Genomic DNA, 25,945 nt, shown 5'->3' on the forward strand with positions numbered 1-25,945 from the left:
CTCCTATCCAATCATCTCACCATGCTTAATTATCTATACTAAAGTGAAAAGTCCCCTATCGTATTTCTGCTAATATATCGTTGGCCCCTAAGGCAATCAGACGACTTGCAACATCTTGGCCCACTTCATCAGGATCGACACCTTTGGCTTCAGCTTTGATCAAGCGCTCCCCGTCTAAGCTTGCCACCATCCCTCGCAGAATAATCTGGCCTTCCATAACTTGTGCTAAAGCTCCAATGGGGACTTGACAGCCACCCTCAAGTTTGCGCATTAATGCACGCTCAGCACATACCGCTTGTTCTGTATCACTATGATTCAAGCGCGATAACAACTCATGGATTTCCGAACGATTTTCACCAATTTCTATAGCAATTGACCCTTGGCCAACTGCTGAAAGCATCATGTCTTCAGACAGGATTTGAGTGATTCGTTCTTCCCAACCCAGCCGTTTCACACCAGCTGCGGCAAGAACAATTCCATCCATGTCGGACTCAAGCAATTTTTTCCAACGCGTTTGAAGATTTCCGCGCAGATCCATAAAGGTAAGATCCGGTCGATAGTGTTTTAATTGCGATTTCCTGCGCAGGCTACTTGTACCGATGATCGACCCTGAAGGCAATTCCTCAAGACGGATTCCACTTTTACTTAAATAAACGTCCCTTGGTTCCTCCCGTTCACAGTAAGCACTTATCATTAACCCTGTTGGTAATAAGGTTGGCATATCTTTAAGGCTATGAACAGCCATGTCAAGTTCATTATTTATAAGTCCGTGTTCCAGTTCCTTAGTAAATAAACCTTTGTCCCCAATTCTAGAAAGGGGAACATCTAAAATCTTATCCCCTTTGGTTTTCATAGGGACAAGTTCAAATTTAAGCTGCGGATAAAACATAGTTAGTTGACTTTGTACCCACTCGGCTTGCCACATTGCTAATTGGCTGTCCCGAGTTCCAATACGGATATTATTCTTCATTCTGCCCTCCTATGATGGTGCACTTGCCCCGAAGTTTCATTGACTTTCGAAGTATGTCGTTTAGCCTCTTCTCCAACATCCAAATCAAAGAGGTTTTGCAAAATTTCAGTGTAGAGATGGCCTTGGCTTGTATTCGCATACTCTTTGAGGTTCGTAATGGGTAAATGCAAGAGATGGTTAACGATGGAATTAGCCATTGAGGAAACGATTTTTTCTTGATTCGGTGTTAACCCGCTTAAACGCTCGAGTGCACGATCAAGCAGCGCATCTTTAATCGTTTTTCCTTTTTCTTGTAAAGCTAAAATTGTTGGGACAACCGATAAGGAATTATGCCATTTGAGGAAAAGGAGCATTTCTTCTTCAACTATCTTTTCTGCGTTCACTGCTGCTATTTCACGTTCTTGATGATGGCGATCAACTACCCCCCGCAAATCATCAATGTCAAATAAAGTAATAGCAGGAATCTCTCCCACCTCAGGATGAATATCGCGCGGTACTGCAATATCAATTAGCAGCATGGGACATCCCTTTCGCTTGTTCATGATCTCCTGCATGCGGTCCGGCAGGAGGACAAAATGTGTCGAAGCCGTTGCAGAAATTACTATATCCACTTTCTCAAGGTATTGATCCATATCATCAAAACGCACAGCTTGTCCTGAACACTCTTCTGCCAAGATTACAGCTTTTTCATAAGACCGGTTAGACACCAAGACAGTAGTGGCTCCTGCGGCAACTAGGTGTTTGGCGGTTAGGCTGCTCATTTCTCCGGCTCCCATGATTAAAATTCCTTTGCCTCGGAGTTCTCCAAAGTGTTGTTTAGCAAGTTCTACCGCCGTATAACTGATAGAAACAGGGTGCTGGTCAATTAAAGTATCCGTGCGTACGCGTTTACCTACCGCTAAGGCCGTCTGGAAAAGCACATTCATCGTTTTATTTGTGACCTCAGCTTCGTTCGCTTGTTGATAAGCATTGCTGACCTGTCCTAGAATTTGAGTTTCACCCCGTACCATCGAATCCAAGCCAGATACAACACGAAACAAGTGACGCACGGCATCATATAAAGTGTGGACATGCAGATACTGCTCAAGCAGATTTTCCTCGATTCTATGGTGATTAGCTAGAAAATTCTTAATCGATCGAATCCCTACTTCTACATCCGTCGTTGCAGCATAAACCTCAGTTCGGTTACAGGTACTAAGAATCACAACTCCTTCGAGTCCCGGATAACTTTTAAGTTCTCTTAAAATATGGGGCATTTGGGAGGGATGAAAACTCATTTTTTCCCGAATTTCGACTGGCGCACTTCGATGATTTAATCCAATAGCGACAGGAAACACTTCTCAACCACTCCTTCTGCCTCAGTTAATTGCTGGTTCTTGATGAGTTTTCTCACTTCGCCGTCCGTGGCCCTACTCCAAAAGATACTTCTTTTTTCAGGCGACAAGCTAAACTTGGCTTTATTTCGCCAAGTTTTCAGTAGAGTAAGATATTCGGCCATTTCTTGGCCATATTGAGCTTGCAGCTCTGCGCGGACCTGCCTTGCTACAATGGGACTGCTTCCTCCAGTGGATACGGCAATCTTCAAATCGCCTTGTTCCATGATTGACGGAACAATAAAACTACATTTTTCAGGATCATCAACGACATTGACTGGTCGATGGTGGGCTTTAGCATCGCTGGACACTTTAGCATTAACTTCCTCTTTTTCAGTACATGAAAAAACTAAGATAGCCTCTTGAATATCATCTGTCGAGTATGCCTTTTCTGACCAAAGACAAGAATTATCATTGATCAGGGCCTTCAATTCCGGAATGAGCTGTGGGGAGACAATATGAACTTTGGCCCCATGATCCATGAGGGTCTGAACTTTTCTTAAAGCTATACTTCCACCCCCAACAACCAAAACCGGCTGAGCTTCAACGTCCATAAATAATGGATAATACTTTGGCATGAAAAACAGTCACCTTCTCCAACTTTCATACTTGTTTAGCTTCTATTCTAACATTTTCCCTTTCATAAAAAATGAAATTTCTTGTTAATTACAAATTAAATAAGTCAATTCTCTCTATTCTGACAAATACAATTATGAGGCATAAGAGTGCAATCCTGGTAGAAAATAGTTAACTCCAAAGAACGTAAATAATACCGCTACGAAACCAAAGACAGCCATCCATGCTGCTCTTCTTCCTTTCCAGCCATACATTAACCGAGCATGCAAGTAACCTGCATAAATAATCCAAGTAATCAAAGACCACGTTTCTTTGGGGTCCCAAGACCAGTAAGTTCCCCAAGCATAATTTGCCCATATTGCGCCCGTAATAATGCAGAGCGTCAAAAGCGGAAAGGCAAAGCCAACAACTTTATAGGCCAGTTCATCTAGTACTTCTAACGCAGGGAAACGCGAGACAATCCCCTGCGGGCTGCCTTTTTTTTCCGGTGTCTTCTTTACTAAGTTTAAGCAGATACATAATCCCCAACCCGAAAGATACGGCAAAAGCACCATAGGCAAACATTGCTGTAATTACGTGGAATGTGAGCCATTGGCTCTTCAGTGCTGGAGGTACGGCTTGAGCAATTCTTTCTTCAGGCCCCATGCTCATAATAATGAACATCAAAAGCAGGAAAGGAATAGGCATAACAAAGGCGCCAAGGGACCTGAGTTTATAGCGAAATTCAGCATATAGATAAACCGCCATAATTCCCAAACAAAACGTCAAGAGGAATTCATAGCCATTGGAAAGTGGTGGATGACCTGACGTGATCATCCTGAGGATGATGGCAACAGTGCTGGCGATTACTCCAATGATCGTAAGAGACGTTGCTAAACGCCCAACAAATTCTTTTTTGGTACCTAACCAAACCCAGTACAACACCATACATAAGGTACAAGCCATTACCAAAATATAAAACATACTTGTTTCGAGGCTTTCTAACATACTGTGCCCTCCTCGTTATCCCAACATTTTTGTGACAGAACTAACAAATTGTTCTAAAGCTTCGCGGGTACTAACTGTCGTCTTACGAGATAACACTCCCACTGTTAAGGTCCCTTTTATTTCATTTTCGGATTGTAGAATCCCTGAAAGAACCACAGGTTGCCAGTAAAAGGAAAGCAGTAATCCTCCCAGCAACAGCCCACAACCTAGCCAAATAACAGCGACCCCTGGATCCTTCTTGACTTGTAACCCGGTAAATCCGGCTAAGCCATTAAACGTTAATTTATATTTTCCTTGAACATCAATCGTTTGACCGGACGTAAGCTTTCCAGATTGAACCGGATCCGCTCCGTTACCTTTATATACTTGAAAAAGAACGTCTGGTTTCTGTGACGACGAATTCCGATCAATTGCTGTTACGAGATAGAGATCAGTTCCTGGAGCTTGATAATAACTTTGTCCCTGATCCTGCAAAACGACCGGAGTTTTTTGACCGTTCATATCTGCCGTAAAGCTGGTACCATTGGCAAAATTTGCTTGATAGAAGGTAACTCCCTTATACTCAAAGGGATGGTTTACCGACAAGGTCTTTCTAGCCACTTCTTGTCCATTTTCTAGAATGCTCATATCCGTATACCAATTATCTCGTTCACCATTGGGTAACATCCGATCCTCAGCAGAATTAATGCGAACGCTAAACGTATCTGTGACCTGCCCTTTAGAGAGCTGAATTGTTTGTATGGGAAGGGTATTTCCAGCCCCAGCCATAAAGTATCCTTTAAATCCTAAGACGGAACCTAATAAAGCTCCGATGACTAAAACTACAAACGAAAGGTGGGTGATAAACGATCCCCAGTTTCCTAAGCGGCGCTTTATAGCTAAAAAACTCCACTGATCAGATTGGTCGCTAAGCTTAAAATGATATCCTTTTTGCTTCAAAACCTCCTGGACTGATTCCCGCAACGGAGCCAGCTCTCCTTTAACCACTTTTCTAGTCTTCTGTGGAACTCTGTTAAGATCAGTTGGAGGCGTTAGGTTAAACGTGCGACGATAAATACCACCCAGTCGCTGAAGACTACACACAATGAGGTTGATGCACAAAAAACCCAGCAGCAAGCGAAACCAAAAAGTATTATAAAGATGTGTAAACCCCATCATTTGCCAAAGTTGGCCCACAGTTTTAGCTTTTTCGGGATCCTGCGCTGTTTGTGGTATTAATGTGCCTATTCCTGCCACAAAAGCAATAATACCCAACAGGGCTAGTCCAAGTTTCATTGAACTAAAGGCTCCCCAAATTCGGTCAGTTAAACCCTTTGAATTTTCAACCATTAAATTGCCCTCCTAAGTCTAAGACCTGTCGTTGTATTATTTGCACAACTTTATTGATATATGCGATATTCAATCAATAGCCTTACTTGCCCCTTACTTCTTAATAACACCTTCTAAAAGCATAGAAAGTTTATATTGAATGTTTTCCATAAAAGGAAGTTCCAGGTTGCTGCACATCGTGGACTGAAGAATACCGGAAAACATCTCATTAATAATATCGGGGGGAATATCTCTTCTAAGCTCATTATTATCTTGTCCTTCTAAAATGATACTGGATAGAACCTCTTTAAATCTAAGACCATGAGGTGCCTTCCTATCGACGTTTTCGTTATTTCGGTAAAAGTTCATATATAATCCTATTAATGGCTGGTTTTCTTCATAGGTTTTTCCTACAACTTGCAGCATTTGGGATATTTTTTGGGCTGCATTAAACGAGGATGTTCGTATATCTTCAATAGTTTGTTGAGCACTGGTTATTCTTTCAGCAAGGCAGTATTTAAGTATTGCTTCCTTGGAGTCGAAGTAATTATAAAAAGTGCCCGTTCCGAGGTCTACTTCCTCCATTATTTCGGCAACAGTAGTTTCATTCAGTCCCTTTTTATAAAATAATTTTAAAGACATTTCGGATATTGTCTTTTTAGTCTGTAGTTTTTTCCTCTCACGCCTGCTAATTTTTTCTTGCTGCATTTCTACCACCTCCCGAAAGATTTTAACCTCCTTAAAAATGAATGCTCTCAATTATTGAACTTGTTCATTTTTATTATATTTGTAAGTCTTGAGGCTGTCAACAGATGAATGCACTCATCTTGAGATTTCATTCAGCAATTTTGAACACCAAAAAGAAAGGGCTACTCTAGGGTAAAAGTAGCCCTTATAATGATCAAAATAACTCATTCAAAGCTGATATCGCTATTTTCAACCACTTTGTCCCATGAATTATTTTTCCTATGAGGACCTTTGGCGAGAGGGACTTATATCTCATGCTCCTGAATCAGGTAGGGGCACAGGTTCTGGAGTGTGACAAGACGTTGTACATGAGGAATGCTGCCACAGACCGGTCTCTGCTCCGCTATCAATAGATGTAATCTTGTTACCTACACCAACTAAGGGGTTATTATCATTGGTAACGCCGAGCAACCCTTTTCGGAAATATCCATGGGATACTGATATATGACATGAAGAACAATCAAGCCCTACATGCCCCCCCGAGCTGTCCGAAAAATTATGCAGGTTTGGTTGCAAAGCGTTGGAGAAACCAGAAGTAGTGTTATCTGCTTGACTTGGAGTTCCATATTGTGATGAGGCATGACATTTAAAACACAACTCATTGCCTGAACTTAACGTAATATTGCCTGATTTAAGCGTATGAGGGTCATGACAATTGGCACACTCTGCCTGGTGGCGATACGTTTGTGAAAAGTCAGTTTTGACAGTTGTATGGCAACTTAAACATTGATTATTAACTGGTTGAACGTTCAAATTTTGGTTCGCTGAACTGTGGGGGGCATGACAAGAACTACAATCTATTCCCTCATCGAAATGAATTGATGACTTATAAGCAGATTTATCCCATCCCTTGGGATCTTTTGAGTTATGACAGACGATACAGAAGTCGACCCCTTGATAAGCGGTCGTCGTGCCATCTGAAGCACGAAGCAAGTTCGGATAATACTGTCCCTGCCCATCTTTATCTCCATGAGGGTTATGGCAATCTGTACATTGCAGTATGCTTGTAACGTTAGGGTTACCGGTATCCATGATCGGGTGATAACTTTGAGTCACACCTGTTTGATTCATAATTTGCTTTAAGTTAGTACTGCTTCCAGAACCGTCATGACAGGTATAGCATACTTGGGTCTGAGCACTTTTGCTTAGGAGCCCCTTTCCTTCAGCAGTATGGGTTTGATGACAAGATTTACAGGCAGAACTATTTAAGATGTAGTTACCATGGGGATCAAAATTAGGTTTCGTACCTGTTGTGAATGACCACTCGAAATCTTGGGCTAGCGGTATTTCATTACCATTTATATCTTTATTTGTTTCTTTAACATCTTTGGTAATCGTCACTTGATAGTTTTCATTGGGTTTTAAATTTGTTGTTGGTGTAAATTTAGCCGTTCGAGTTTGCAGGTCATACGAAATGCTTTGTGCAGATACTGGATTGCCTGCTGAATCGTTAAGGACAAAGGTAGAGTTAGTAATGGTACTGGGGTCCATATCATGATTAAAACTAGCTTGAATGAGCTTGCTCAAGCCAACCATCGAATCCCCAGGCAATGGTGTCGTCAAAATAACGGAAGGAACTACAGCTTGCGGAGAATCAGCCGTTTTAAAGGACCAGGTATAATCTTGAACCAAAGAAGTATTATTGCTATCCTGTACACCCGTTGTTATAACGACCTGATAATCTGTCGATAACTTGAGTGGAGCTGCTGGAATCAGCACAGCTATAGGATTCGACGGGTTAGTATTCGTAGGGTTTGTAGCCTCATAGTGAATACTTAATAGATTAACTTCTTGTGTAGAATTTTTCACTGTTAACTTGCAATTTGCCGGTGTAAAGGTTGCTGGATTCATGGCCAGGTCAAACGTAACATAAATAGCGCTCTCAGGGTCTACCTGCGTTTGTCCAGAGGCTGGGAGAGTGGAGATTACGGTTGCTGTTCCCGATGTCGCATAGACAGGAGAAGGTAAGTTAAATAGAATAATTATTAGAGTTGTAATTAAGGTAATGCTAAAATAATTTTTAGCGCTCACTTCATTCCCTCCTCCCACTAACAGGGCCAGTATTTTTGCTTCATAATTGCTCTTATATTAATCCTCATTTTTTATGGCAGTCTTCACACACTTTCATGCCATCCATTCTTTTTAAATCTGTTGATACAGTCGTTTGAAGACTAGTTCCATCCCCTGCCACTACGGTGGAAGCATTAGCATCTTTAACCGTTGAGCCGTGGGAATAGTGACAGGTAAGACACGTTATTTTATCCGTATTATCCCTAGCTATCCCTTCAAGAGGCAGAGTAGTCGTTAAGGATTTGTCAGCCGGAGCAATATTTACAGGATGGCGATACATTCCTGGCGTATTATACTGTGACGCGGTCGGTGCCCCTGGTCCACTCCCGCCAGCGCCAGCAGCAGCAGCAGTATAGTCAGCGTGGCAACCCTGGCAAAGACTTTCGACCCCTGAGATATACACTGGAGTCTCACCCGAACTTGGATCGTTAGCCTTGGCACCCGCAACCACGTTGACATCGACCGGGGTCAAGGTATTTGGCGCTGTAGGAACAGAAATAGTATTCTTTAACATCCGGTAATTACCGGTAGCGTGCCCACTGTGACAAGAAGTACAACCCATGGTCTGGCTGGCGTTCATCCCACCGGGTGCTGCTACAGCCGTAGTCTCATCGAAGATATGGGCAGACGTAGTAGAATCACCATTCCAAACATCCCCATCAACTCCATTATGCCCAAACGCTCCACCTAAAGAACGCGCAATACCATCCACTGTCTTAGTATAACCATTGACCACATCATATTTGGAATTTGTTAATCCCTCATGGCAAGTAAGACATAAGGCCGAAGCCGTCGGTACATTAAGGAGTTGAGCCGTTTCCCCATTATGAGTGATATGACAGGTCTTACAAAGATTAGTATTACTCATATAGTTGTCATGGACATTTATATCTGGAGGAAAGACATTAACGGGCCTGCTGAAAGGACTATCGGTAGTTGTCGTACCGACGGTCTCTTTGCTCCTGAGATGGTAAATGACGTTGGTATAATTCGCGACTGCGCTATCAGTCCAAGTTAAAGTAGTCGTATTGGTTAAAGGCACAAATGTTAGACCACCGTCGGTACTCTTCTCTATATCATAGCTGATCGTACCACCGCTTGCGGGTGGTACTGATTCCCAGGTAAGTGAGACCTGGCTGGTATTAGGAGGCTGGTTTTCAGGCGCTGCTATGTCAACCGAGACTTCGTTGATGCCCTGTAATATGTCTGCTTTAACCACTTGATCAGGCCAAAAGAAAGACAGGCACATGATAACACCAAAGAAGAGAAGCAATAAATAGCGTTTAGAGAAGATCACCATTATTCACCCCGCCCTTCTTAATAAATAGTACCCCTTGGGCGCATATGTTCCTCTTTCGCTCAGGAGCTGATTACATTACGACTTAAGAAGCTTTTTTCATAATTATTATAGAAAGGTGCAGGATTTCCATGTTAGTAGCCGTAAACCTGCACCCTGTTATTTTCTCGATCAGTCACATAAATTCTTCCTTCGTTATCAAGGCAGAGTCCGTTTGGGAAGTTGAACTGGCCATTACCACTACCATTACCGCCGAAGGTCCATAACTCATAACCGGCCTCGTCAAAAGCCCGGACGCTATGCAAAAAAACATCGACAACAAAAATAAACCCTGAATCAGTGACCGCCAGGCCTCTTGGCAGAGCAAGCGGGCCATTTTTTCCCTGTGATCCAGTAATCTTATACAGAAACTGCCCCTTCTGATCAAAGATCTGAATCCGGCCGTTATTAGAGTCTGACACATAAACCTTGCCGTTTTTCCCAACGTCTAAGGCATTAGGATATTGAAATTTACCATCCGTTGTTCCTGATCCACCAAAATATCGTAAAATTTTGCCACTAGCATCCATAACTATAACCACCTGATTGCCTACATCAGCCACATATATAAGGTTATCCATCCCGACCTGAACCGCTGTCGGGCGAATAATTTCTCCTTGTTTACCAGTCGTTAAGGTCAGCCTCTGTTTATTGAGAAGCGGCTTTTGCTCATTACCTTTGGCATCAAAAACAAATAATTCCATTAAGTTGGAATCAGCAACATAAAGCATATTATTACTGAAAGTGAGTGCAAAGGGATAGTTTAACTTTCCCTTCCCCCAAGTAGCGGCCCATTTACCATTACGACTATACACCTGAACCTGGGAGTGTCCTGTATCAGCTACAAAGACACGGTCAGCGGAAACTGCGACAGCTAACGGACCCTTTAGTGAATTGCCTGAGTTGGCGGGATTATACGAATTATTTCTCCCATCGATTGTGTATAGATAGTGAGGTAGACCCGCTTTGACAGTTTCGGCGGTCAAGGGAGCAACCGAGGGTCCAGAATGAACTTTCCACCAGTATCCTCCGATTCCGATAACAGCCAACAATATTAAAACAGCAATTAAGCGGTTTTTCTTAAAAAAAATTTTCCGTTCGAAGCGGGCGAATCGTGAAAAAACCATATCTTTAACCTTCTTCCCCAGTACAAGGCGGTCAATTTTCCGTAAGCGGCCCGCGTGCATCTGGTGTACTTTCAGATTAGTTTATCCATTACATAACCCCTCCATGTAAATTATTTAACTGAATAAGAGGTCTGATTCAAATCTAGTTAGGGGGTTTTAGAGAAACCACCTGCCCTAGGCAGGTGGTTTCTGTTGGTTTAGACGTTTGTTTCTACTTCTTGGTTATAATTATTTAGTACCATAAGGGAGAGTAGTTGCATTAGGATCTACCCAACCAGTAGGAAGGCTTGTACCACCAGTGTTATACTCAGTAGAAGCATTAACACCGGAGCTGACGCCTCCTTGTACCCATTCGTTGTTGATAAAGTCTCCGGAGTGGGAGCTGGTATGGCACTTCCAGCAAACTGACATGTTCGTGTACCGTTTGAGAGCTGAAGATGGGTTCACATCGAGCAAGTAGTTTGTTGCGCCTGCCACATCACCGGCAAATTGTCCTCCTGGAGCACTCAATGTTGCAACTGATTGATCTTTAGAATCGAGCATTACAGTAACGTCTGTACCATGTGCGAAGTGACACTTCAAGCAAGTATAGGTGTCGCTAGTTGTGGTGTGACGGAATGCTTGAGACCATACACCCGTTTGGGTTCCAGATTTAGCAAGGTAATCAGTGTGGCAGGCGGCACAGAAATTAGCAATTTGCACACCATACCCAGCCTTAGCGTAGCTATTGATATCGACTTGTTTAACTGGAATACCATTAAAGTTTCCTTCATCAATTGAGCTGAAGTCAAATTTAACAACAACTGCACGAGAAATGTCTACGGTTGCAACTTTAGTAAGACCGGTTGCAAGACCGTCTTTCACATATGCATATCCAAGCTTAAGGATTAGATCAGTGGTTGTGGTGGGATTTGGAGAGTATGAAAGTTTCGCTTTGCTAGCATCATAGAAGTTGGTAAATGTCGTATACTTACCACTACCCGCGGAGTCATTAATCCATGGAGTTATATCACGAACCCAAGTTGTACCACTTTTTTTCATCAAAACAATAACTGGAACGCTTGAAGCTTCCTGGGAAACAGGATTTGCTCCCAAAGTAGCATCTCCGGCCGTCGTTCTATAGGCAATGACGTCAACGGGTACGGCAGTAGTCGCTGGCAAAGTAGTGTATACTGTTGCTCCAACTACTTTCAAACCACCACTTTTTACTGGTACATTGCCAGTAGATGTAGTTCCGTCTGCATTTAAATAAGTTCCAACTGTTTTTTCGAAGTACATATCAGTGCTACCGATACCGTTCGGGTTGTAGTTAAGCAAACGGTCACTGTACGAACCGTGTGGAGAATGGCAGCTTGCGCAGTTAAATTCTGAGTTCCAGCCTGTTCCTCCATCGACATTTGAGCTTGTATTCTGATGGTTACCACCAGGTGCCGCTTTGGTTTCCATAGCACCTGTCGATAGATGCATAGATGCGTTTCCGGCCTTGTTGCCACCAAAGGTACCAGCTGTGGAACCTTGGAAGACGTTCAAGACGCCAAGGGTACCATCATGACAGGCAATACAGGTATCATACACTCCGTCTTTGAAGGTTAAGTTATCGCCAGCCGCGGTGTGTGTTTGGTGACAACTTGCACAGGAGTCGGTGTTGTTTTGGTACTCCCCGTGAACTCTCTCTTTAGGTTTGACTTTAGCTACTGAAGTGGCTGTTGTACCATCATTAGTTCCTACACCTACCCCAGTTTGGTTGGCATTAATTAGACCATTGTCATGAGCAGCGTCTGTCGTGGAAATAGTAGTTGTAAGATCATTTCCCGGTACCTGATCACCAACAGGATATTGAATAGGATAAGTTCCTCCAGCGGTGTTAGTGCCATCACCACTAGTATTGGCTGCGAAAGCTACGCCTACTATCGATAATGATAATACCATAGTAAGTCCCAGTACCGAGCCTAAAAATCTTTTCTTCATCTAATCGGTTACCCTCCTTCTTTTTACGCAGAACAATTTCCTTCTTCCTATATGCCTTATCTAGCCTTGCCTATAGGACCCCCCCCCTCAATAATCCCCATTGATGAATCCGTATTACTTATACACAGCAACTCTCTGGTTTGAAGAATCGGTAATGTAGACATTGTCATTTTCGTCTACAAAGAGTCCGTTGGGCAGAGAAAACTGTGTATTGGATTCCCCGTTGCCACCAAAACTGAAAAGTTTCTTTCCTGTCTTATCACTTAGGTCAAACCCATTAACGAGATGCGTAAGATTGCTTACAACGTAGAGAATACCGCGAGAATCAACCCCAATACCTCTTGGGTTCACGAATATAGAATCACCAGCACCATTTGCAGATCCGTTAATGGAGCGTACATATTTGTAATCTTTATCAAAGACTTGCACTCTTTGATTGCCCGTATCCACTACATAGAGGTTTCCGTCTTTATCGACCGTGAGCGCGTTTGGTGCCTGGAACTGCCCTGCCTTCTGGCCTAGCCCGCCAATTTCCTTGACAAGCTTTCCTTCCATATTGAAGACTAGAACCTTACTTTTCTTGATATCCGTGACATAAAGTTTGTCTCCAGAAATTCGCAGACTCCCTGGTGCTTCAATCAGCTTTTCATTGGGATCTTTCTCAGCAAAATACTTTATGAATTTACCTTTGCTATCAAAAATAGAGATACAGCCATTGTAGAGATCGGAAACATAAACTTGGCCTTGTTTATCCCCAGCAATCCCATAAGGAAATTTAAATTCTCCTTTTCCTGTCCCTTCTTTGCCAAACTTGAAGAAAGGGGTTCCCCCTAGGTCAAAGACCTGAACTCGTTTATTATTAGTGTCTGTTACATAGACAAATTGGTCTATTACAGCAACGTCCATGGGCTTGTTGAGGGCGTCGTCACCGAAACCGCCGTAGATCATCTCGCTAAAGACTGGTTGAGCCTTACTATTAACGACCTTCTGAACTTGCGCCGATAAGTTGGTGTCTTTCCATAAGAAGAAATAACAAAACACTGTCGTTACTAGAACAAATGTTGCTAACATACTAAGATACACTTTATTTTTTTTCATTATCTCACTCCATCCCTATTACTTGAGACGCTCTAAAGCTACGATGGCGGGTTTGTAAAGAGGATCGTACGAGAGAACTTGTTTGTAGATCTGGGTAGCTTCATCTTTTTGCCCTTGAGCTTCTGCTACCATACCAATCTCATAGATAATATCGGTATTTGCCGGCATCAGCACATTAGCTTGACTTAACGAATCTGTCGCTTCTTTATACATTTTTAGGTTTCGATAGACTATCCCCTTTTGGAAAGGCACCTTGTAATCTCGGGGCGAAAGTTCACCTGCTTTACTCAACTTTTGTAAGGCCTCGTTGTATCTTTTTTCTTTAATCAAAACCAAGCTTAAGTTGTAATAGGCATCGAAATCCTTAGGATCAATAACTAATACTTGGTTAAATTCTTGAATTGCCTGACCATCGTTTCCCTTAAGGAAGTAGGTGTATCCGAGATTTACTCTTGCTTCGGTGTTATTTGGTTCAGTCTGCACCTTTTGTTTGTAAAATTCCAACTGGGCATTGACTCTCTTCATGTCAAGATCGCTCCAGAAGAAATATTTTCCGACACCGTACCATCCTCCTACACTTACTACCAGAGTTAAGAGAATTAAAATTGCGCTGGTCAAAGGTGTGAAGCTATCCTTTCGAGATTTAGGAGACTTAATTGAAGGCGGCTGTTGTACCTTGATGGTTCCAACTTTATTATTTAAAACCAATTTATTTTCAATCATTTTGATTCCCTCCCAATTTAAAAGGTATAATTTTTATTTTTTACTTGATGAATGACATTTCCCGCACGTATTTTCGCTGTGACAGTTATAACAAAACTCAGTTACTTGCGGTTTTTCCGGTAAGGGAACTGGATGGCTCCGTTGCCAGGGAATTTTATTGTGAATCGACGGGTGACAAGTTGCACAAGTAACCTTCGTTACCGGGGAATCCCCTCGTGGATTATTGTCATGACAGGTAAAGCATCTATCTTTATTTTGCTCAGCCAAACCCCCATGAGTCTGATTGAAATTCTCAATATGACTTGGAGGACGTTTTTGGTGACAATCCTTACAGAACGTGTTAGCTTTGGCATAGTCACTTGCTGATATGATTGACGACTTTCCATTGTCCTTAGCAAGAAACTGTTGAAATGCACCATCATTCTCTTTGGAAACTGCCACTGGCTCCTTACTCATATAGGAGTGACATGAATCGCAGCTCTTAATATCCTTGCTTGCTAGTTCTCCATGTCCCCCGTTAATAAAGGTTTCAGCCTTATGCGAACTCGGGGTCATCGAGGTTGTGTGACAAGCACTACAATTTAGGGGTTCATTTCGTACTTTATGGCAATTTATACAGACATCCATGTTTGGTCGAATACTCGACACATCTGACATGAAGTTTTTTCCTGTTGATTCGTCCCATTTTCCGTAATCTGTTACGAAGGTCGCCCGTTTCTCTGCTATATTTCCGTGAGCAACCCCAGTATGGCATTCAGTACAACTGACCCCCGCTTGGGTGTGGCTGCTATGCGGGATAATGAGATCTCCGGAAGGGGTCACCTTCCGTGTATTCATGTCATGACATTGAGTACATGTTGCATCTGGGATCGGTGTTGTCGATGTAATCGCAATCCCATAATTACCCGTAAGAGTGGCAAAAAGCTCCTCTACGGTAATAAGCTTATACTTTACTTTGGTCAGGATACCCGGCTCAACATGGCAGGCAACGCATTCTAACTGACTGTGCGATGAAGCTTGCAATGTATAAAATTCAGGTTTCATTAGATGACACGATGAACAATAAGAAGTCTCGGATGTCTTCTGAAATGTTCCCCAGAAGAGGGCCGCTAAGCCGACTAGTATAAAAAGAACAATTAGTAAAAATTTCTTCTTGGTTTTAAACAATTTGACGCTTATGACGTAGCCCTCCTCTCCATACTTCTGGGGTATATAACATTACTCCGGTCAGACGCATTGTTGCAAACTTCACAATCTGGCACGCAAAAAACATTTCGTAGTATTCGTAGTACAGGAGAAAATATGGCAGTGTAAGCAGACCTCATTACGAACCGGATATCTGATCTCGACCGGTAGAAGATAGTGGCCTCTTACACTGCCCATTAATAATCTTTAGAGGGTTTTAACCCATTTAACGTTATAATCCAACTTTATTTAACCTTATTGTTTTTGAACCAGTGACATTGATCACAGTAAACCGGGTTAGGACTAGGAAGAGCTTGCCCAGTAAACTGGTTTTGTGACGATTGAGGCTGAGGGGTTGGTTTGTCAATATCATGACACGTTAGACAGCCGTCAGATCCTTTTGACTGTATGACCGCAGGATGGGCCGGTAACCATTCTTCTTTGCCGGCTAAGTGTCCTTCAGGCCGTTTGGCATGACAATCTGCGCAAAATGTGTTGCTACGAGCATAATCTTGTACCTTGGTATTCTTGGTCACCAGAACACGCTCTTTTTCCCGTGAATGGCAAGATGCACAATAAGTGACATCTTGGCTGGCAGTAATTCCGTGAGTTGCTTTCCAATCCTCCTTTTGATGAGAATCAGGGGTCTTGATTGCTGTGTGACACGCACTGCAATTCATGGGGGGATGCAATCCGCTATCATTGGTGGGCGTTACGGATTGGGCGGGCTCAGAAAGCTTACCGGTAGCATTTGCTGCTACTTGTTTCAGTTGTCCCTGTTCCTCCGCTCTCTGCTTTTCCGTTTGCCCTTGGCCTTGATTCTCTAACCAGGGCTTCTTCCCTTCGTTTACTTGTTCATGACAGTTAAGACATACTTCCATTGCCAGTTTGGTGTCATCAAAGGTGCTTACTGTTTCGGCCTTAGTTGCCGTCCAAGTCGAATCATCTTTTTTCGCCGTTAAGCCCCGTTCGACAACATAACCGTGAACCACACCAGCGTGACAGGCTACACAAGCAATCCCTTGTTGGAGATGTTTGTCATGAGGAATGATGATATCCCCCGATGCCGTCACTTTACGCGCAGTACTATGACATTCTTCGCACACTTCATTTTTTATCGGGTCAGGCATAACGATTGTTTCTGGGATTTTCCCCGTAAGGTGTAAATATAATTGTTTAAGCGAACTCATCTTATGCGTAACCAAACTCACGGCACCCGGTTCTATGTGACAAGTGACACATGCAATCTTAGAATGAGAACTGGTTTCCCAAGTAGCGTATTCTGGGGACATTTCATGGCAGCTGCTACAGAATTGTGGCGTCGATGTTACCTTTAAAGCCACCCCAGTTAGCAGAGAAATCGCTACAACACCGCCTAAACCAACTAACAACAGTTGTTTGCGGTTAAAGCTTAACAACTTCTTCTTGCCGCCGGTAATAAAGCGCCCTACCTTAGCGAACGATTGTTTGACCCTGCTCCCCATTCTCGTGAAAATCATTAGGTTGACCTCCGTCTTTCTAGGCGTTGATACGATATTATTCGACATTATATTGTTTTTATTTCATTATTTTCACAAATTGTTCACAAATTCGACTTCATTTTAACATAAGTCATTCGATTTGAATACAATTTCAATTACCCAATATATGGAACAGAAAAGGAACCTTGTAATTCATGTAATTACAAGGTTCCTTTTAATTGTTTAAATCTTCAAATGGGAACTTAAAACTTACGAACTCTGATAAACTCAGCTAACTCTTCTAAAGCTTTACGTGTTGGAACCAAGGGGAGTTCTTGAAGATGTTTTTTAGCTTTCTTCACATATAAGTCGACCAGATTCATAGATTCATCGATAGCTCCGGTGCTCTTGATAAGTTCAATAGTCTCGGACACTTCATCATCCGTTTTTTCCATTTTTCCTAGCAATACCTTTAAGCGCGAGGGCTCCTGTGATAATTGAAGGGCTAGAATCATGGGTAACGTCATAATACCTTGACGTAAATCTCCGCCGATCGGTTTTCCGAATTCAGAAGCCTTGGCCGTTATATCCAAAACATCATCGACAATCTGAAAGGCCATTCCCAGTGAATGCCCATAAGCACCCAATGCCCAAACCTGACGCTGGGGAGCTCCCGTAACCAATGCCCCTATTCTGCAACAAGCAGAGATCAACAAGGCAGTTTTACGTTTTATACGGTAGTAATACTGCTTTAGATTTTGTTCTACATCGAAGGAGGATTTAATCTGCTGAATTTCTCCCTGGCACATTTCAACACTAATTTCTGCTAAGATACGCGAAACTTCTGGATGATCTATCTTAGCTATAAGTACCAATGATTTAGCAAATAAATAGTCTCCCGTCTCCACGGAAACTATATTACCCCAGTTAGCCTTAACTGTTGGTCGCCCTCTTCTAGTCATTGATGCATCCACGACATCATCATGGACTAGTGAAGACATATGAATGAGCTCTAAGGCCATAGCCACGGGCATTAACTTTTCCAAGGAATAACCGTAGAACTTTCCAGCTAAGAGCGTAAATGCCGGACGCAATCGTTTCCCACCAGCAGTCAATAAATGGACAGCCGAATCATGGAGAATCGGATAATCCGTCTCCACGAATTTTGTCAGTTCCTTTTCAACCCGTTGTAGATCTGAATTTATCTGATTGAAGAGCCAGAGTTGTTTCAAAAGCGGTTCACCTGCTTGCACCCTTTTCTTCATAAGATACCATATCTAATGGTAGTTCCGCCAGTGGATCATCCGGTTTTTCGTCCTCATACGTCAACAATTTCTCGTCATTACTAATATCTTCCGCTTCTTTTGGTGGGATGACTGTTTCCTGCTCAGAAGTTTTTGACGAAATCGTCTGTTCAAATGCTTTATTTAGAACATTTGCTGGGGTATCTAAAGAACTTTGAAACTCTTTGGTTAACTCATTAGTTGCTTTGCGAATTTCAAAAACTACTTTACCCAACGTCCGAGCGATATCCGGCAGATCCTCTGGCCCAAATAAAATAAGAGCAATAACCAAAATTAAGATGATTTCTGTCAAACCCATGTCTTCGCCCCCTTATTTCAACGCTAGGTCAGTTTCTCTTCTCCGAGCGACCAAATACCCCAGCCAAATGCTAATTTCATAGAGGAGATACATTGGTCCTGCCATGAGGAGTTGGGTAGGCAAATCTGGTGTCGGGGAAACCACAGCAGCCATAATGATGATCGCTAATACTGCCCAACGCCTTTTTTGGGCTAAGGTCTTGGGGGACAGTATTCCTATGCGAATTAAGATCAACAAAACAATCGGCAGTTGAAATACCAATCCAAACGTTAAGAGAAAGGTTAGCAGAAAACTTAAGTAAGACGTTTTCGTCACAAATGGCGTCGATTGAACACCCCCGCCACCTGGAAACATTAAAAACTTAATTCCGACAGGAAGTACCAGGTAAAAACATAAAGCAGCCCCGCCAATAAAGAGAAGTACCGAGCTAGGAACAATAATATATAAATACTTCCGTTCATTTTGCTTCAATGCTGGTAGCACAAAACCCCATATCTGCCACATAATGATCGGAAGCGAAAGCGCAACACCAATAAACAGAGAAACTTTCAGCTTAACCAACATTGGTTCCATTGGAGTTGTAGTGATGAAATTAATAGTTTTTAACTGGGTCACCGGACGTGCTAAATAGGCAAAAGCTTGATCACTAATGAACCATCCAATAATGGTTCCAAGCGCAATGGAATAAGCTGCTATAACTAGTACTTTGCGTAGGGCTTTAATATGTTCCATCAACGGCAAATTGCCCTCATCGAGCTGTCGCTTACGCCTGCGCATTCACCTACACTTCCTTCCCGTACTCCTTTAACCACTCATAGTGCGTATTGCGTTGGACAGCTTGATAACCGGCATCTTCAATACAACGTATAATTTCTTGTAACGGGACACGCGTTTGCACACCAGCAGCCCGAACTACATTCTCTTCTAACATAGTACTCCCGAAATCATTAGCCCCAAAACGCAAGGCCACCTGTGCCATTTTTGCTCCTTGGGTAACCCAGGATGCTTGGATATTGGGCACATTATCGAGCATCAGACGTGCTACAGCGAGTGTTCGCAAGTACTCAACCCCTGTACTTCCCTCGCCTCCAAGTTCTGTGTTCGTTGGTGCGAAACTCCAAGGGATGAAAGCTGTAAATCCACTCGTTTGATCCTGGGCCTCACGCACACGAATCATGTGCAGAACCCGTTCTTCAAACGTCTCAACATGCCCAAACATCATTGTCGCGGTGGATTTCATACCTAACTTATGTGCTGTGGTCATTACATCCATCCATTGTTGCCAACTTATTTTATTGGGGCTAATTAGATGACGTACACGATCATCAAGGATTTCAGCCCCTCCCCCGGGAATAGAATCTAAGCCTGCATCTCTGAGACGACGAATGACTTCCTCAAGACTCAGCTGGGATTTGTTTGCTAGATCCCATATTTCTGGAGGACTAAAGGAGTGAACGTGGATGCTGTAATGGGCTTTAATATCGCGCAGGAGATTCTCAAAGTATACTATATCCAAATCAGGATGCAATCCCCCTTGAATCAAGAGCTGAGTTCCCCCCACCGAAATTGTTTCTTCAATCTTAGCATGTAATTCATTGCTTGACAAAATATATCCCTCTGGATCTTCGGGCTTACAGTAAAAGGCACAAAACTTACATTGACATGAACAAACATTGGTATAGTTAATATTCCGGTCAATCACAAACGTGACGACTTTTTCCGGATGCATCTGACCTCGAACGAGATCCGCTCCTTGGCCTAAAGAAAGAAGATCGGCATCTTGTAATAGTTTTACCCCATCCGCGAGGGATAAACGTTCGCCGGATAACCGTCGCTCGATAATTTTCAAGGTATCTGGTTGCATATACTTCCCCCCTGTCCTAATGAGTCCTAAGGACACGATAGAGAATATCTCGTTCCACCGCATCTCGTCCGGCTGTTTTAATCATGTGGATCAAGGCCCGTTTACTCATTCCTAAATTCGTTTCAGCCTCGGCTGAGGTAAAAATTGCTTCCTCCACCACGATACCATCTAAATCATCCACCCCAAAAGCCTGCGAAACTTGAGCTAATTTGGGGCCGAGCATCATCCAAAACGCTTTAATATGATCAAAATTATCGAGAAGAATCCGTGAAAGTGCAAGCATTTTCAGGTCTTCAAATCCCGTTGTATTTTTCACACCCATTATTCCCTCAAATTGCGTGTTCTTGGGGTCACAGGGAAGTGGAATGAACGCTAGAAACTCGCTCTGCCTGTCCTGAAGCGCTCGTAGCTGTATCAAATGGTCAATTCGTTCCTCGGGCCTTGCAATATGCCCGTAGATCATCGTCGCATTTAAGCGATCAGTACCAACATTTGAATGGTTAATAGGATTATTGACCATAAAATAGGTATTGTTGCCGTTTTTTCGTTCACGAACAACATTAGCCATATACCCAAGGGCCAAGAGGTCTTGACTGTTCATCATGCGAACACCGGCATCAAAACCTAATCGTTCGTCATTCTCTACTTTCTCCACTAGGTCACTGAGTTCGCTTTGAGCAAACAGTGCGTGCATAATGTCCCCCTCCTCCACTTTATCATAATAAGACTAAATCCAAGACGGAGAATACAAATAGTAAGATACTCAAATACCCATTAAGGTCGAAAAAGGCAACGCCAATCTTAGAAAAGTCATCGGCAGTGACAAGGCGATGCTGGCGAAAGAGTAGAACAATGGCAATGGCAACACCAAAATAAAAAAGCCAACTCATAGACATAACCACTCCAACGGCAATAAAGAACAGTGGTGCGAGTATATGCAGAAACGACGAAATTTCCAAACCTCTTTGCACCCCAAAAATTGCTGGAATCGAGTGCAGCCCTTCTTTGCGGTCGAATTCTACATCTTGGCAAGCATAAACGACATCAAAACCTGCAACCCAAGTCATGACCCCAAACCCTAAAAGAATAGGTGCTAAAGCCCAATGACCCGTTACTCCGATCCAAGCCCCTGCCGGGGCTAAGCCCAAGGAAATCCCTAAGGTAAGATGGCATGCCCATGTAAACCGTTTGGTATACGAATATAAAACAAGGAAGAAAACGGCAATTGGCATTAACCACAAAGCCAAAAGATTGAGTTTGTACGCCGAATAGCCAAGTAACAGAAAAGAAAGGACCGTATAAAGGTAAACTTCATTTACCTTAAGCTGGCCTGCCGGCAGTGCCCTTTGAGCCGTCCGAGGGTTACGCGCATCAATATGCCGATCAATCAATCGGTTCAAAGACATGGCCGCTGTCCTGGCTCCTATCATGGCTAAGGTAATCCAGAAAAGCTTCGATCCTGACGGAACACCATTTGATGCTAAGAAAGCGCCTAAATATGCAAAAGGCAGGGCAAAAAGCGTGTGCTCAAATTTAATCATTTCAAAGAAAACTTTTAGTTTATGCATACTCTAACTCTACTCCGTTCATCACGATCCTGCCTCAAGAGGATTATAATCTGTGTTTAGCTGCTTGGCTATGTAATGCAACACCTCAAGGAGAGGTTGTAACTGAAGCTGTGATCCAGACGAAATTTCATCTAGGATATTGTTAGCCCGCTGAAGGATCGATTGCACTAATGTCTTCTCTAAACGTTCCTTCCATACACCCCATGCTAATCCCAATTCCCAGCCAAACGCTTCAAGGCGACGCTGTAGAGGCAGAGAAACGCCAGCAAGTTCAGCACTAAGACGGGCCGCTAAGGCGGTTAGTGACGCACTTTCCATTTCAATTATTTGAAGCCATTCATCCTTATTAAGTTTTGAGTCCCGGGAAAGCCATCGAGATATCCCCCCCTCGCTCATTGTTCCTATAACCTGAGCCAGAGGGTCTAGAAAGGGTAGTAGTTTCTCACGGCAGAGCTCTAAAAAGAACTTTCCATATAATAAATCTCCAACAAGCACCGGAAACTGTCGGAGGTCCTCCGCGATATCCAGATCATCTTTCATTAATTCATGAACCCTATTAGCCATAAAAACAAATTGTACAATGGTCGCCAAGGCCTCAGGTTTTTGCCCATTATCGCCACAGGCCCCACTTACGGCTAAAACAATCGCCGGAAAAACCGTTCGATCAAGTTCATCCATATCCAGCTTAACCAATTCTTCAAAATCTGCTGGCTTAAAATTCATTTCTGTGCGCAAACGCGCCTGTACCATGTTCAGTTTCTCTGTGAAGCTGAAATCTACCGGAACCATCTTATCGCTCCTTGTCATCCATTCAGACATTAACCTATTATATATTCGATATACTTACTCAAAGTCCTGCACTTTTTATATAATCTACTCTGATAATATGACATTATTATTGCAATAGTATGTAAACAACCTGAAATACAATAGACCCTGCAACTTCTTCAGTCACAAGGTCTATCAAGTACAGTTTAAAAAGTATAACCCTTGGATTTCTTTTTCCGCACTTGTCTTAGTCCGGAGTAAAATAAATATCCCTCCTAAATATTTACCGCTTCCTTTGGATCCTCAACAATTCCCCGCTTTATTTCCGTTGCGGTCATATGACCTGCTTTGAAATGATCCGTTAAATAGTTACAGGCATCCCAGGGATTGACACGGTCCCCGCAAGTAAAGACGTCTACAGCTGCATATCCGAGTTCTGGCCACGTGTGGATGGCTAGGTGCGATTCAGAAATTACAACTACACCACTCACCCCTTGAGGACTAAACTTATGAAAAACTACCTCACGTACCTCGGCACCAGCTTCTAAAGCTGCATTGACCATAAGCATTTCGACTTTTTCACGATCGTTTAAAATGTCGAAACTACACCCATAAATTTCAGCCAACACATGACGTCCAAGAGAATTTGCCAATTGTGATCGTTGCCCCCTTTTCTACTCAAAAAATAGGAAAGAATCTGAGCCGGTCGTCTCTGCCTCCGGTTAACCCCAAATTTCCATCAGGTTAAATTTTAGCACAAAGTTTAGTGTTGTCAATAAAAAAATTTATTTTTCCTTGATATCCTTGGATAGTTTGTAATTTTACTAGGATGAGGTATGCTTAGGTCCGTTTTCCTCTAAATTACTTATCTATTCACCTCGTTATAACAATTATATGAAAAAAACGGTTCGTTTGAACTTAGTCCACACTCTTATCTGGCCCTCTATGATGTATCTGCGGTTTCTGATAAAGGCTATTGTTTGTCTTAAGAAACTATCCTTTTTCTAGAAATCTGTTCAAGCCCTATGTTATAATTCAAAACGATTAATGCGTTAGAAAAGAAAATATCGAAAAACCTTCTTTTGCTAAGAGTAGCGCCTAGGTTTTTGAAAATCTTCAAACTTCTAAGGGATTTAAACTGAAAATACCGCTTCAGATGATACAATGACGTGTGGATTCTGCGACAGCAAATCTGATTCAAGGGAACTATGGGATAATAAATGGAGGTTTTTCAATGGAGGCAACTAGGCAGTTATTTTGGAATGCCAATGGTAAGAGCATTATGTATTTCTTCGCCCTAATATCATTCGTTGTCTTTATAATAGGTTTCTGTACGAGAATTTGGAGCTGGCAGCAAGGACGGCATTTCTATTATGATAGCTTGGGTTGGAGAATAAAAATGTTTTTTTCATCGATAATCCGCCATGATAAAGAAATTTTCAAAGGGACCTTCCGTCGATATATGCACCTCGGTGTATTTTATGGGTTTATCATTTTAACAATAGGGACTTTGGTTATAGCCATTCAAGATCATTTTGGTATTCAGCTATTCTATGGAAAGAAGTACTTAATACTTAGCCTGTTGATGGATCTGTTTGGTCTAATAACCATGATTGGAATAGGAATGGCCACCTATAAACGATATATTAGTAAACCGGACCATGAAGATTACACGTTCGATGATTCTTTTTTACTTATTCTCGTTTTTATAATTCCTTTTACTGGGTTCATATTAGAGGGCTTACGGATTTACATCACTGGTGATCTTTGGGCACGCTGGACACCAGTTGGTCTATTTTTCGCGATCCTAACTCAAAAAACGGGTTTGTCAGTTGTAACAGCCCTAACTGTTCATGCCGTTATATGGTACTTTCATATGTTGTTGGCCTTTGGGTTTATTGCCTATATCCCTTATTCTAAGTTATTTCATATGGTTGCATCAGGACTAAATATTTTTTTAAGGTCTTTTTCATCTATAGGCGGATTAACTCCAGTGGATATAACCTCCAAAGAACTAAGTAATATTGGGGTTGCTCGTCTCGAAGACTTTAGTAAGAAACAGCTTCTGGAATTAGATGCTTGTATCTCCTGCAAAAGGTGTCAAAAAGGCTGCCCTGCCTATATGAGTGGAGCTCCCTTATCGCCCATAGCAGTAATTCGAAGCTTGAAAAGGCACTCAATCGAGAAGAATTCTTTTTTCAAAGACAGACGTCAGGTATTTGACCACTCTATACTTGACAAGATAATATCTAAAGAGACATTATGGTCTTGTACGACGTGTGGACTTTGCGAAGACAAATGCCCAATCCATATTGAACATGTTAAACGAATCGTCGATATGAGACGAAGCGTGTCTTCCGCTTCGAGCTATCCTCTTGAAATTCAAAAGGTATTCAAAAATATCTCAGATAAGGGGAATCCAAGGGGCCTAAGTTTAGATAGTAAGTTTTATTTGGCAAAAGAATTGCATGTACCTCTTATAAGTGAGAAAAATCAGACAGATATCCTGTATTGGGTAGGATGTCATGGTTCTTATGAATCTCGTAATAAGAATGCCTCACTGGTAATTCTTAAGCTATTTGAAAAGGCGGGTGTTGATTACGCCCTATTGGGTATGGACGAAAAATGTTGTGGGAACTCTGTAAGACGTCTCGGTAATGAAAAACTCTTTCAGCAGTTAGCACATGAAAATGTTAAGACTTTAAACCATTATGATTTCAAGACAATAGTGACTAATTGTCCTCACTGTTACGATACTCTTAAAAATGAGTATCCTCAGTTCGGAGGGCACTATCATGTTTTGCACCATTCTGAGTATATTTTAGAACTTATCAGATCCTCTAAAATTAAACCAAAGGCAGCAACTAATTTCAAAGTCACTTTTCACGATCCATGTTATTTGGGAAGATATAACTCTGTTTATGATGCCCCAAGAGATGTTCTGACCTCAATCCCAGGACTCGAGTTGATAGAGATGAAAAATAATCGATCAAGAGCCTTTTGTTGTGGAGCTGGTGGCGGGCGAATATGGATGGAAGATATTGGACAAACAAAAATTAATAGCATTCTACTAAGTAAAGCCCTTAAAACTGAGTCAGAAATTCTTGCCAGCGCCTGCTCATTGTGCCTAACAACGTTATCGGAAGCCGTAAACAATTCGGACACAAACATAAGAAGCATGGACATTGCAGAAATTGTTTACAATAGTCTATAGT

The 25,945-nt window shown here is 42.3% G+C and carries 22 protein-coding genes and 1 pseudogene; 1 reads left to right on the top strand and 22 read right to left on the bottom strand.

The features are described 5' to 3' along the window. Nucleotides 1-55: 55 nt before the first annotated feature. The 22 genes and pseudogenes from hemC to speD form a co-directional block, all read right to left on the bottom strand. Nucleotides 56-970 (bottom strand): hydroxymethylbilane synthase, encoded by a 915-nt coding sequence (gene hemC / locus DSBG_RS06000; protein ID WP_068963282.1) that lies wholly within the window; start codon nt 968-970, stop codon nt 56-58. Beyond that, nucleotides 967-2,307 carry a glutamyl-tRNA reductase gene (gene hemA / locus DSBG_RS06005; RefSeq protein WP_068963283.1) on the bottom strand — a complete coding sequence of 447 codons (1,341 nt, stop codon included), beginning with the start codon at nt 2,305-2,307 and terminating at the stop codon, nt 967-969. The genes hemC and hemA overlap by 4 nt, the downstream gene beginning before the upstream one ends. Beyond that, complete coding sequence (locus DSBG_RS06010; protein ID WP_068963284.1) at nt 2,283-2,921, bottom strand: precorrin-2 dehydrogenase/sirohydrochlorin ferrochelatase family protein; 639 nt, start codon at nt 2,919-2,921, stop codon at nt 2,283-2,285. Before DSBG_RS06010 ends, hemA begins: the two co-directional genes overlap by 25 nt. Before the next feature lie 132 nt (nt 2,922-3,053). After that, nucleotides 3,054-3,906: pseudogene (ccsB, locus tag DSBG_RS06015) on the bottom strand (c-type cytochrome biogenesis protein CcsB). A 15-nt stretch (nt 3,907-3,921) separates the two neighbouring features. After that, a complete protein-coding gene (locus DSBG_RS06020; RefSeq protein ID WP_068963285.1) occupies nt 3,922-5,235 on the bottom strand; it encodes a cytochrome c biogenesis ResB family protein in 1,314 nt (437 codons plus the stop codon). A gap of 93 nt (nt 5,236-5,328) precedes the next feature. Then, on the bottom strand, nt 5,329-5,922 hold the full coding sequence (locus DSBG_RS06025; RefSeq protein WP_068963286.1) for a TetR/AcrR family transcriptional regulator: 594 nt from the start codon (nt 5,920-5,922) through the stop codon (nt 5,329-5,331). Between the two features lie 291 nt (nt 5,923-6,213). Continuing rightward, nucleotides 6,214-7,992 (bottom strand): Ig-like domain-containing protein, encoded by a 1,779-nt coding sequence (locus DSBG_RS06030; RefSeq protein ID WP_068963287.1) that lies wholly within the window; start codon nt 7,990-7,992, stop codon nt 6,214-6,216. 64 nt (nt 7,993-8,056) lie between these two features. Further along, nucleotides 8,057-9,331 carry a cytochrome c3 family protein gene (locus DSBG_RS06035; protein ID WP_068963288.1) on the bottom strand — a complete coding sequence of 425 codons (1,275 nt, stop codon included), beginning with the start codon at nt 9,329-9,331 and terminating at the stop codon, nt 8,057-8,059. A gap of 131 nt (nt 9,332-9,462) precedes the next feature. Further along, a complete protein-coding gene (locus DSBG_RS06040) occupies nt 9,463-10,554 on the bottom strand; it encodes an NHL repeat-containing protein (RefSeq protein ID WP_083236748.1) in 1,092 nt (363 codons plus the stop codon). 168 nt (nt 10,555-10,722) lie between these two features. After that, nucleotides 10,723-12,462, bottom strand: a complete 1,740-nt coding sequence (locus DSBG_RS06045) for a cytochrome c3 family protein (protein WP_068963290.1) — start codon at nt 12,460-12,462, stop codon at nt 10,723-10,725. A gap of 114 nt (nt 12,463-12,576) precedes the next feature. After that, nucleotides 12,577-13,560 (bottom strand): 6-bladed beta-propeller, encoded by a 984-nt coding sequence (locus tag DSBG_RS06050; RefSeq protein ID WP_242877428.1) that lies wholly within the window; start codon nt 13,558-13,560, stop codon nt 12,577-12,579. Between the two features lie 18 nt (nt 13,561-13,578). Beyond that, the gene (locus DSBG_RS06055; RefSeq protein WP_068963291.1) at nt 13,579-14,283 is read right to left on the bottom strand and encodes a tetratricopeptide repeat protein; all 705 of its coding nucleotides are present in this window, start codon (nt 14,281-14,283) and stop codon (nt 13,579-13,581) included. A gap of 33 nt (nt 14,284-14,316) precedes the next feature. Next, a complete protein-coding gene (locus DSBG_RS06060) occupies nt 14,317-15,450 on the bottom strand; it encodes a NapC/NirT family cytochrome c (protein ID WP_176716185.1) in 1,134 nt (377 codons plus the stop codon). A gap of 263 nt (nt 15,451-15,713) precedes the next feature. Next, nucleotides 15,714-16,967, bottom strand: coding sequence for a cytochrome c3 family protein (locus DSBG_RS06065; RefSeq protein ID WP_068963293.1), 1,254 nt, complete (start codon nt 16,965-16,967; stop codon nt 15,714-15,716). 224 nt (nt 16,968-17,191) lie between these two features. After that, on the bottom strand, nt 17,192-18,160 hold the full coding sequence (locus DSBG_RS06070; RefSeq protein WP_068963321.1) for a polyprenyl synthetase family protein: 969 nt from the start codon (nt 18,158-18,160) through the stop codon (nt 17,192-17,194). 7 nt (nt 18,161-18,167) lie between these two features. Beyond that, nucleotides 18,168-18,530 (bottom strand): Sec-independent protein translocase subunit TatA/TatB, encoded by a 363-nt coding sequence (locus DSBG_RS06075; protein WP_068963294.1) that lies wholly within the window; start codon nt 18,528-18,530, stop codon nt 18,168-18,170. Nucleotides 18,531-18,542: 12 nt separating this feature from the next. Further along, nucleotides 18,543-19,307 carry a twin-arginine translocase subunit TatC gene (gene tatC, locus DSBG_RS06080; protein ID WP_068963295.1) on the bottom strand — a complete coding sequence of 255 codons (765 nt, stop codon included), beginning with the start codon at nt 19,305-19,307 and terminating at the stop codon, nt 18,543-18,545. A gap of 4 nt (nt 19,308-19,311) precedes the next feature. Beyond that, nucleotides 19,312-20,394 (bottom strand): cyclic dehypoxanthinyl futalosine synthase, encoded by a 1,083-nt coding sequence (mqnC, locus tag DSBG_RS06085; protein ID WP_068963296.1) that lies wholly within the window; start codon nt 20,392-20,394, stop codon nt 19,312-19,314. Between the two features lie 16 nt (nt 20,395-20,410). After that, nucleotides 20,411-21,088 (bottom strand): FO synthase, encoded by a 678-nt coding sequence (locus DSBG_RS06090; protein WP_068963297.1) that lies wholly within the window; start codon nt 21,086-21,088, stop codon nt 20,411-20,413. 22 nt (nt 21,089-21,110) lie between these two features. Continuing rightward, nucleotides 21,111-21,962: a UbiA-like polyprenyltransferase gene (locus DSBG_RS06095; RefSeq protein ID WP_068963298.1), complete on the bottom strand. Its 852-nt coding sequence runs from the start codon at nt 21,960-21,962 to the stop codon at nt 21,111-21,113. 21 nt (nt 21,963-21,983) lie between these two features. Next, nucleotides 21,984-22,751 carry a polyprenyl synthetase family protein gene (locus DSBG_RS06100; protein ID WP_068963299.1) on the bottom strand — a complete coding sequence of 256 codons (768 nt, stop codon included), beginning with the start codon at nt 22,749-22,751 and terminating at the stop codon, nt 21,984-21,986. Nucleotides 22,752-23,005: 254 nt separating this feature from the next. Further along, nucleotides 23,006-23,383 carry an adenosylmethionine decarboxylase gene (speD, locus tag DSBG_RS06105; RefSeq protein ID WP_009621183.1) on the bottom strand — a complete coding sequence of 126 codons (378 nt, stop codon included), beginning with the start codon at nt 23,381-23,383 and terminating at the stop codon, nt 23,006-23,008. A 581-nt stretch (nt 23,384-23,964) separates the two neighbouring features. On the opposite strand from speD, the gene DSBG_RS06110 reads away from it, so the two are divergent. Beyond that, the gene (locus DSBG_RS06110; RefSeq protein ID WP_068963300.1) at nt 23,965-25,944 is read left to right on the top strand and encodes a heterodisulfide reductase-related iron-sulfur binding cluster; all 1,980 of its coding nucleotides are present in this window, start codon (nt 23,965-23,967) and stop codon (nt 25,942-25,944) included. The last annotated feature ends 1 nt before the right edge of the window (nt 25,945 follow it).

The organism is Desulfosporosinus cupriresistens (assembly GCF_001707885.1).
Lineage (GTDB): Bacteria > Bacillota > Desulfitobacteriia > Desulfitobacteriales > Desulfitobacteriaceae > Desulfosporosinus.

Excerpts from the sequence above, each read along its gene's own strand:
- DSBG_RS06020 (WP_068963285.1), bottom strand. The coding sequence starts at position 5,235 with ATGGTTGAAAATTCAAAGGGTTTAACTGACCGAATTTGGGGAGCCTTT.
- tatC (WP_068963295.1), bottom strand. The coding sequence starts at position 19,307 with ATGCGCAGGCGTAAGCGACAGCTCGATGAGGGCAATTTGCCGTTGATG.
- DSBG_RS06010 (WP_068963284.1), bottom strand. The coding sequence starts at position 2,921 with ATGCCAAAGTATTATCCATTATTTATGGACGTTGAAGCTCAGCCGGTT.
- DSBG_RS06040 (WP_083236748.1), bottom strand. The coding sequence starts at position 10,554 with ATGCACGCGGGCCGCTTACGGAAAATTGACCGCCTTGTACTGGGGAAG.
- DSBG_RS06025 (WP_068963286.1), bottom strand. The coding sequence starts at position 5,922 with ATGCAGCAAGAAAAAATTAGCAGGCGTGAGAGGAAAAAACTACAGACT.
- DSBG_RS06065 (WP_068963293.1), bottom strand. The coding sequence starts at position 16,967 with ATGATTTTCACGAGAATGGGGAGCAGGGTCAAACAATCGTTCGCTAAG.
- hemC (WP_068963282.1), bottom strand. The coding sequence starts at position 970 with ATGAAGAATAATATCCGTATTGGAACTCGGGACAGCCAATTAGCAATG.
- DSBG_RS06045 (WP_068963290.1), bottom strand. The coding sequence starts at position 12,462 with ATGAAGAAAAGATTTTTAGGCTCGGTACTGGGACTTACTATGGTATTA.
- DSBG_RS06075 (WP_068963294.1), bottom strand. The coding sequence starts at position 18,530 with ATGGGTTTGACAGAAATCATCTTAATTTTGGTTATTGCTCTTATTTTA.
- DSBG_RS06055 (WP_068963291.1), bottom strand. The coding sequence starts at position 14,283 with ATGATTGAAAATAAATTGGTTTTAAATAATAAAGTTGGAACCATCAAG.
- DSBG_RS06100 (WP_068963299.1), bottom strand. The coding sequence starts at position 22,751 with ATGGTTCCGGTAGATTTCAGCTTCACAGAGAAACTGAACATGGTACAG.
- DSBG_RS06095 (WP_068963298.1), bottom strand. The coding sequence starts at position 21,962 with ATGCATAAACTAAAAGTTTTCTTTGAAATGATTAAATTTGAGCACACG.
- DSBG_RS06050 (WP_242877428.1), bottom strand. The coding sequence starts at position 13,560 with ATGAAAAAAAATAAAGTGTATCTTAGTATGTTAGCAACATTTGTTCTA.
- mqnC (WP_068963296.1), bottom strand. The coding sequence starts at position 20,394 with ATGCAACCAGATACCTTGAAAATTATCGAGCGACGGTTATCCGGCGAA.
- DSBG_RS06035 (WP_068963288.1), bottom strand. The coding sequence starts at position 9,331 with ATGGTGATCTTCTCTAAACGCTATTTATTGCTTCTCTTCTTTGGTGTT.
- DSBG_RS06090 (WP_068963297.1), bottom strand. The coding sequence starts at position 21,088 with ATGCACGCACTGTTTGCTCAAAGCGAACTCAGTGACCTAGTGGAGAAA.
- DSBG_RS06110 (WP_068963300.1), top strand. The coding sequence starts at position 23,965 with ATGGAGGCAACTAGGCAGTTATTTTGGAATGCCAATGGTAAGAGCATT.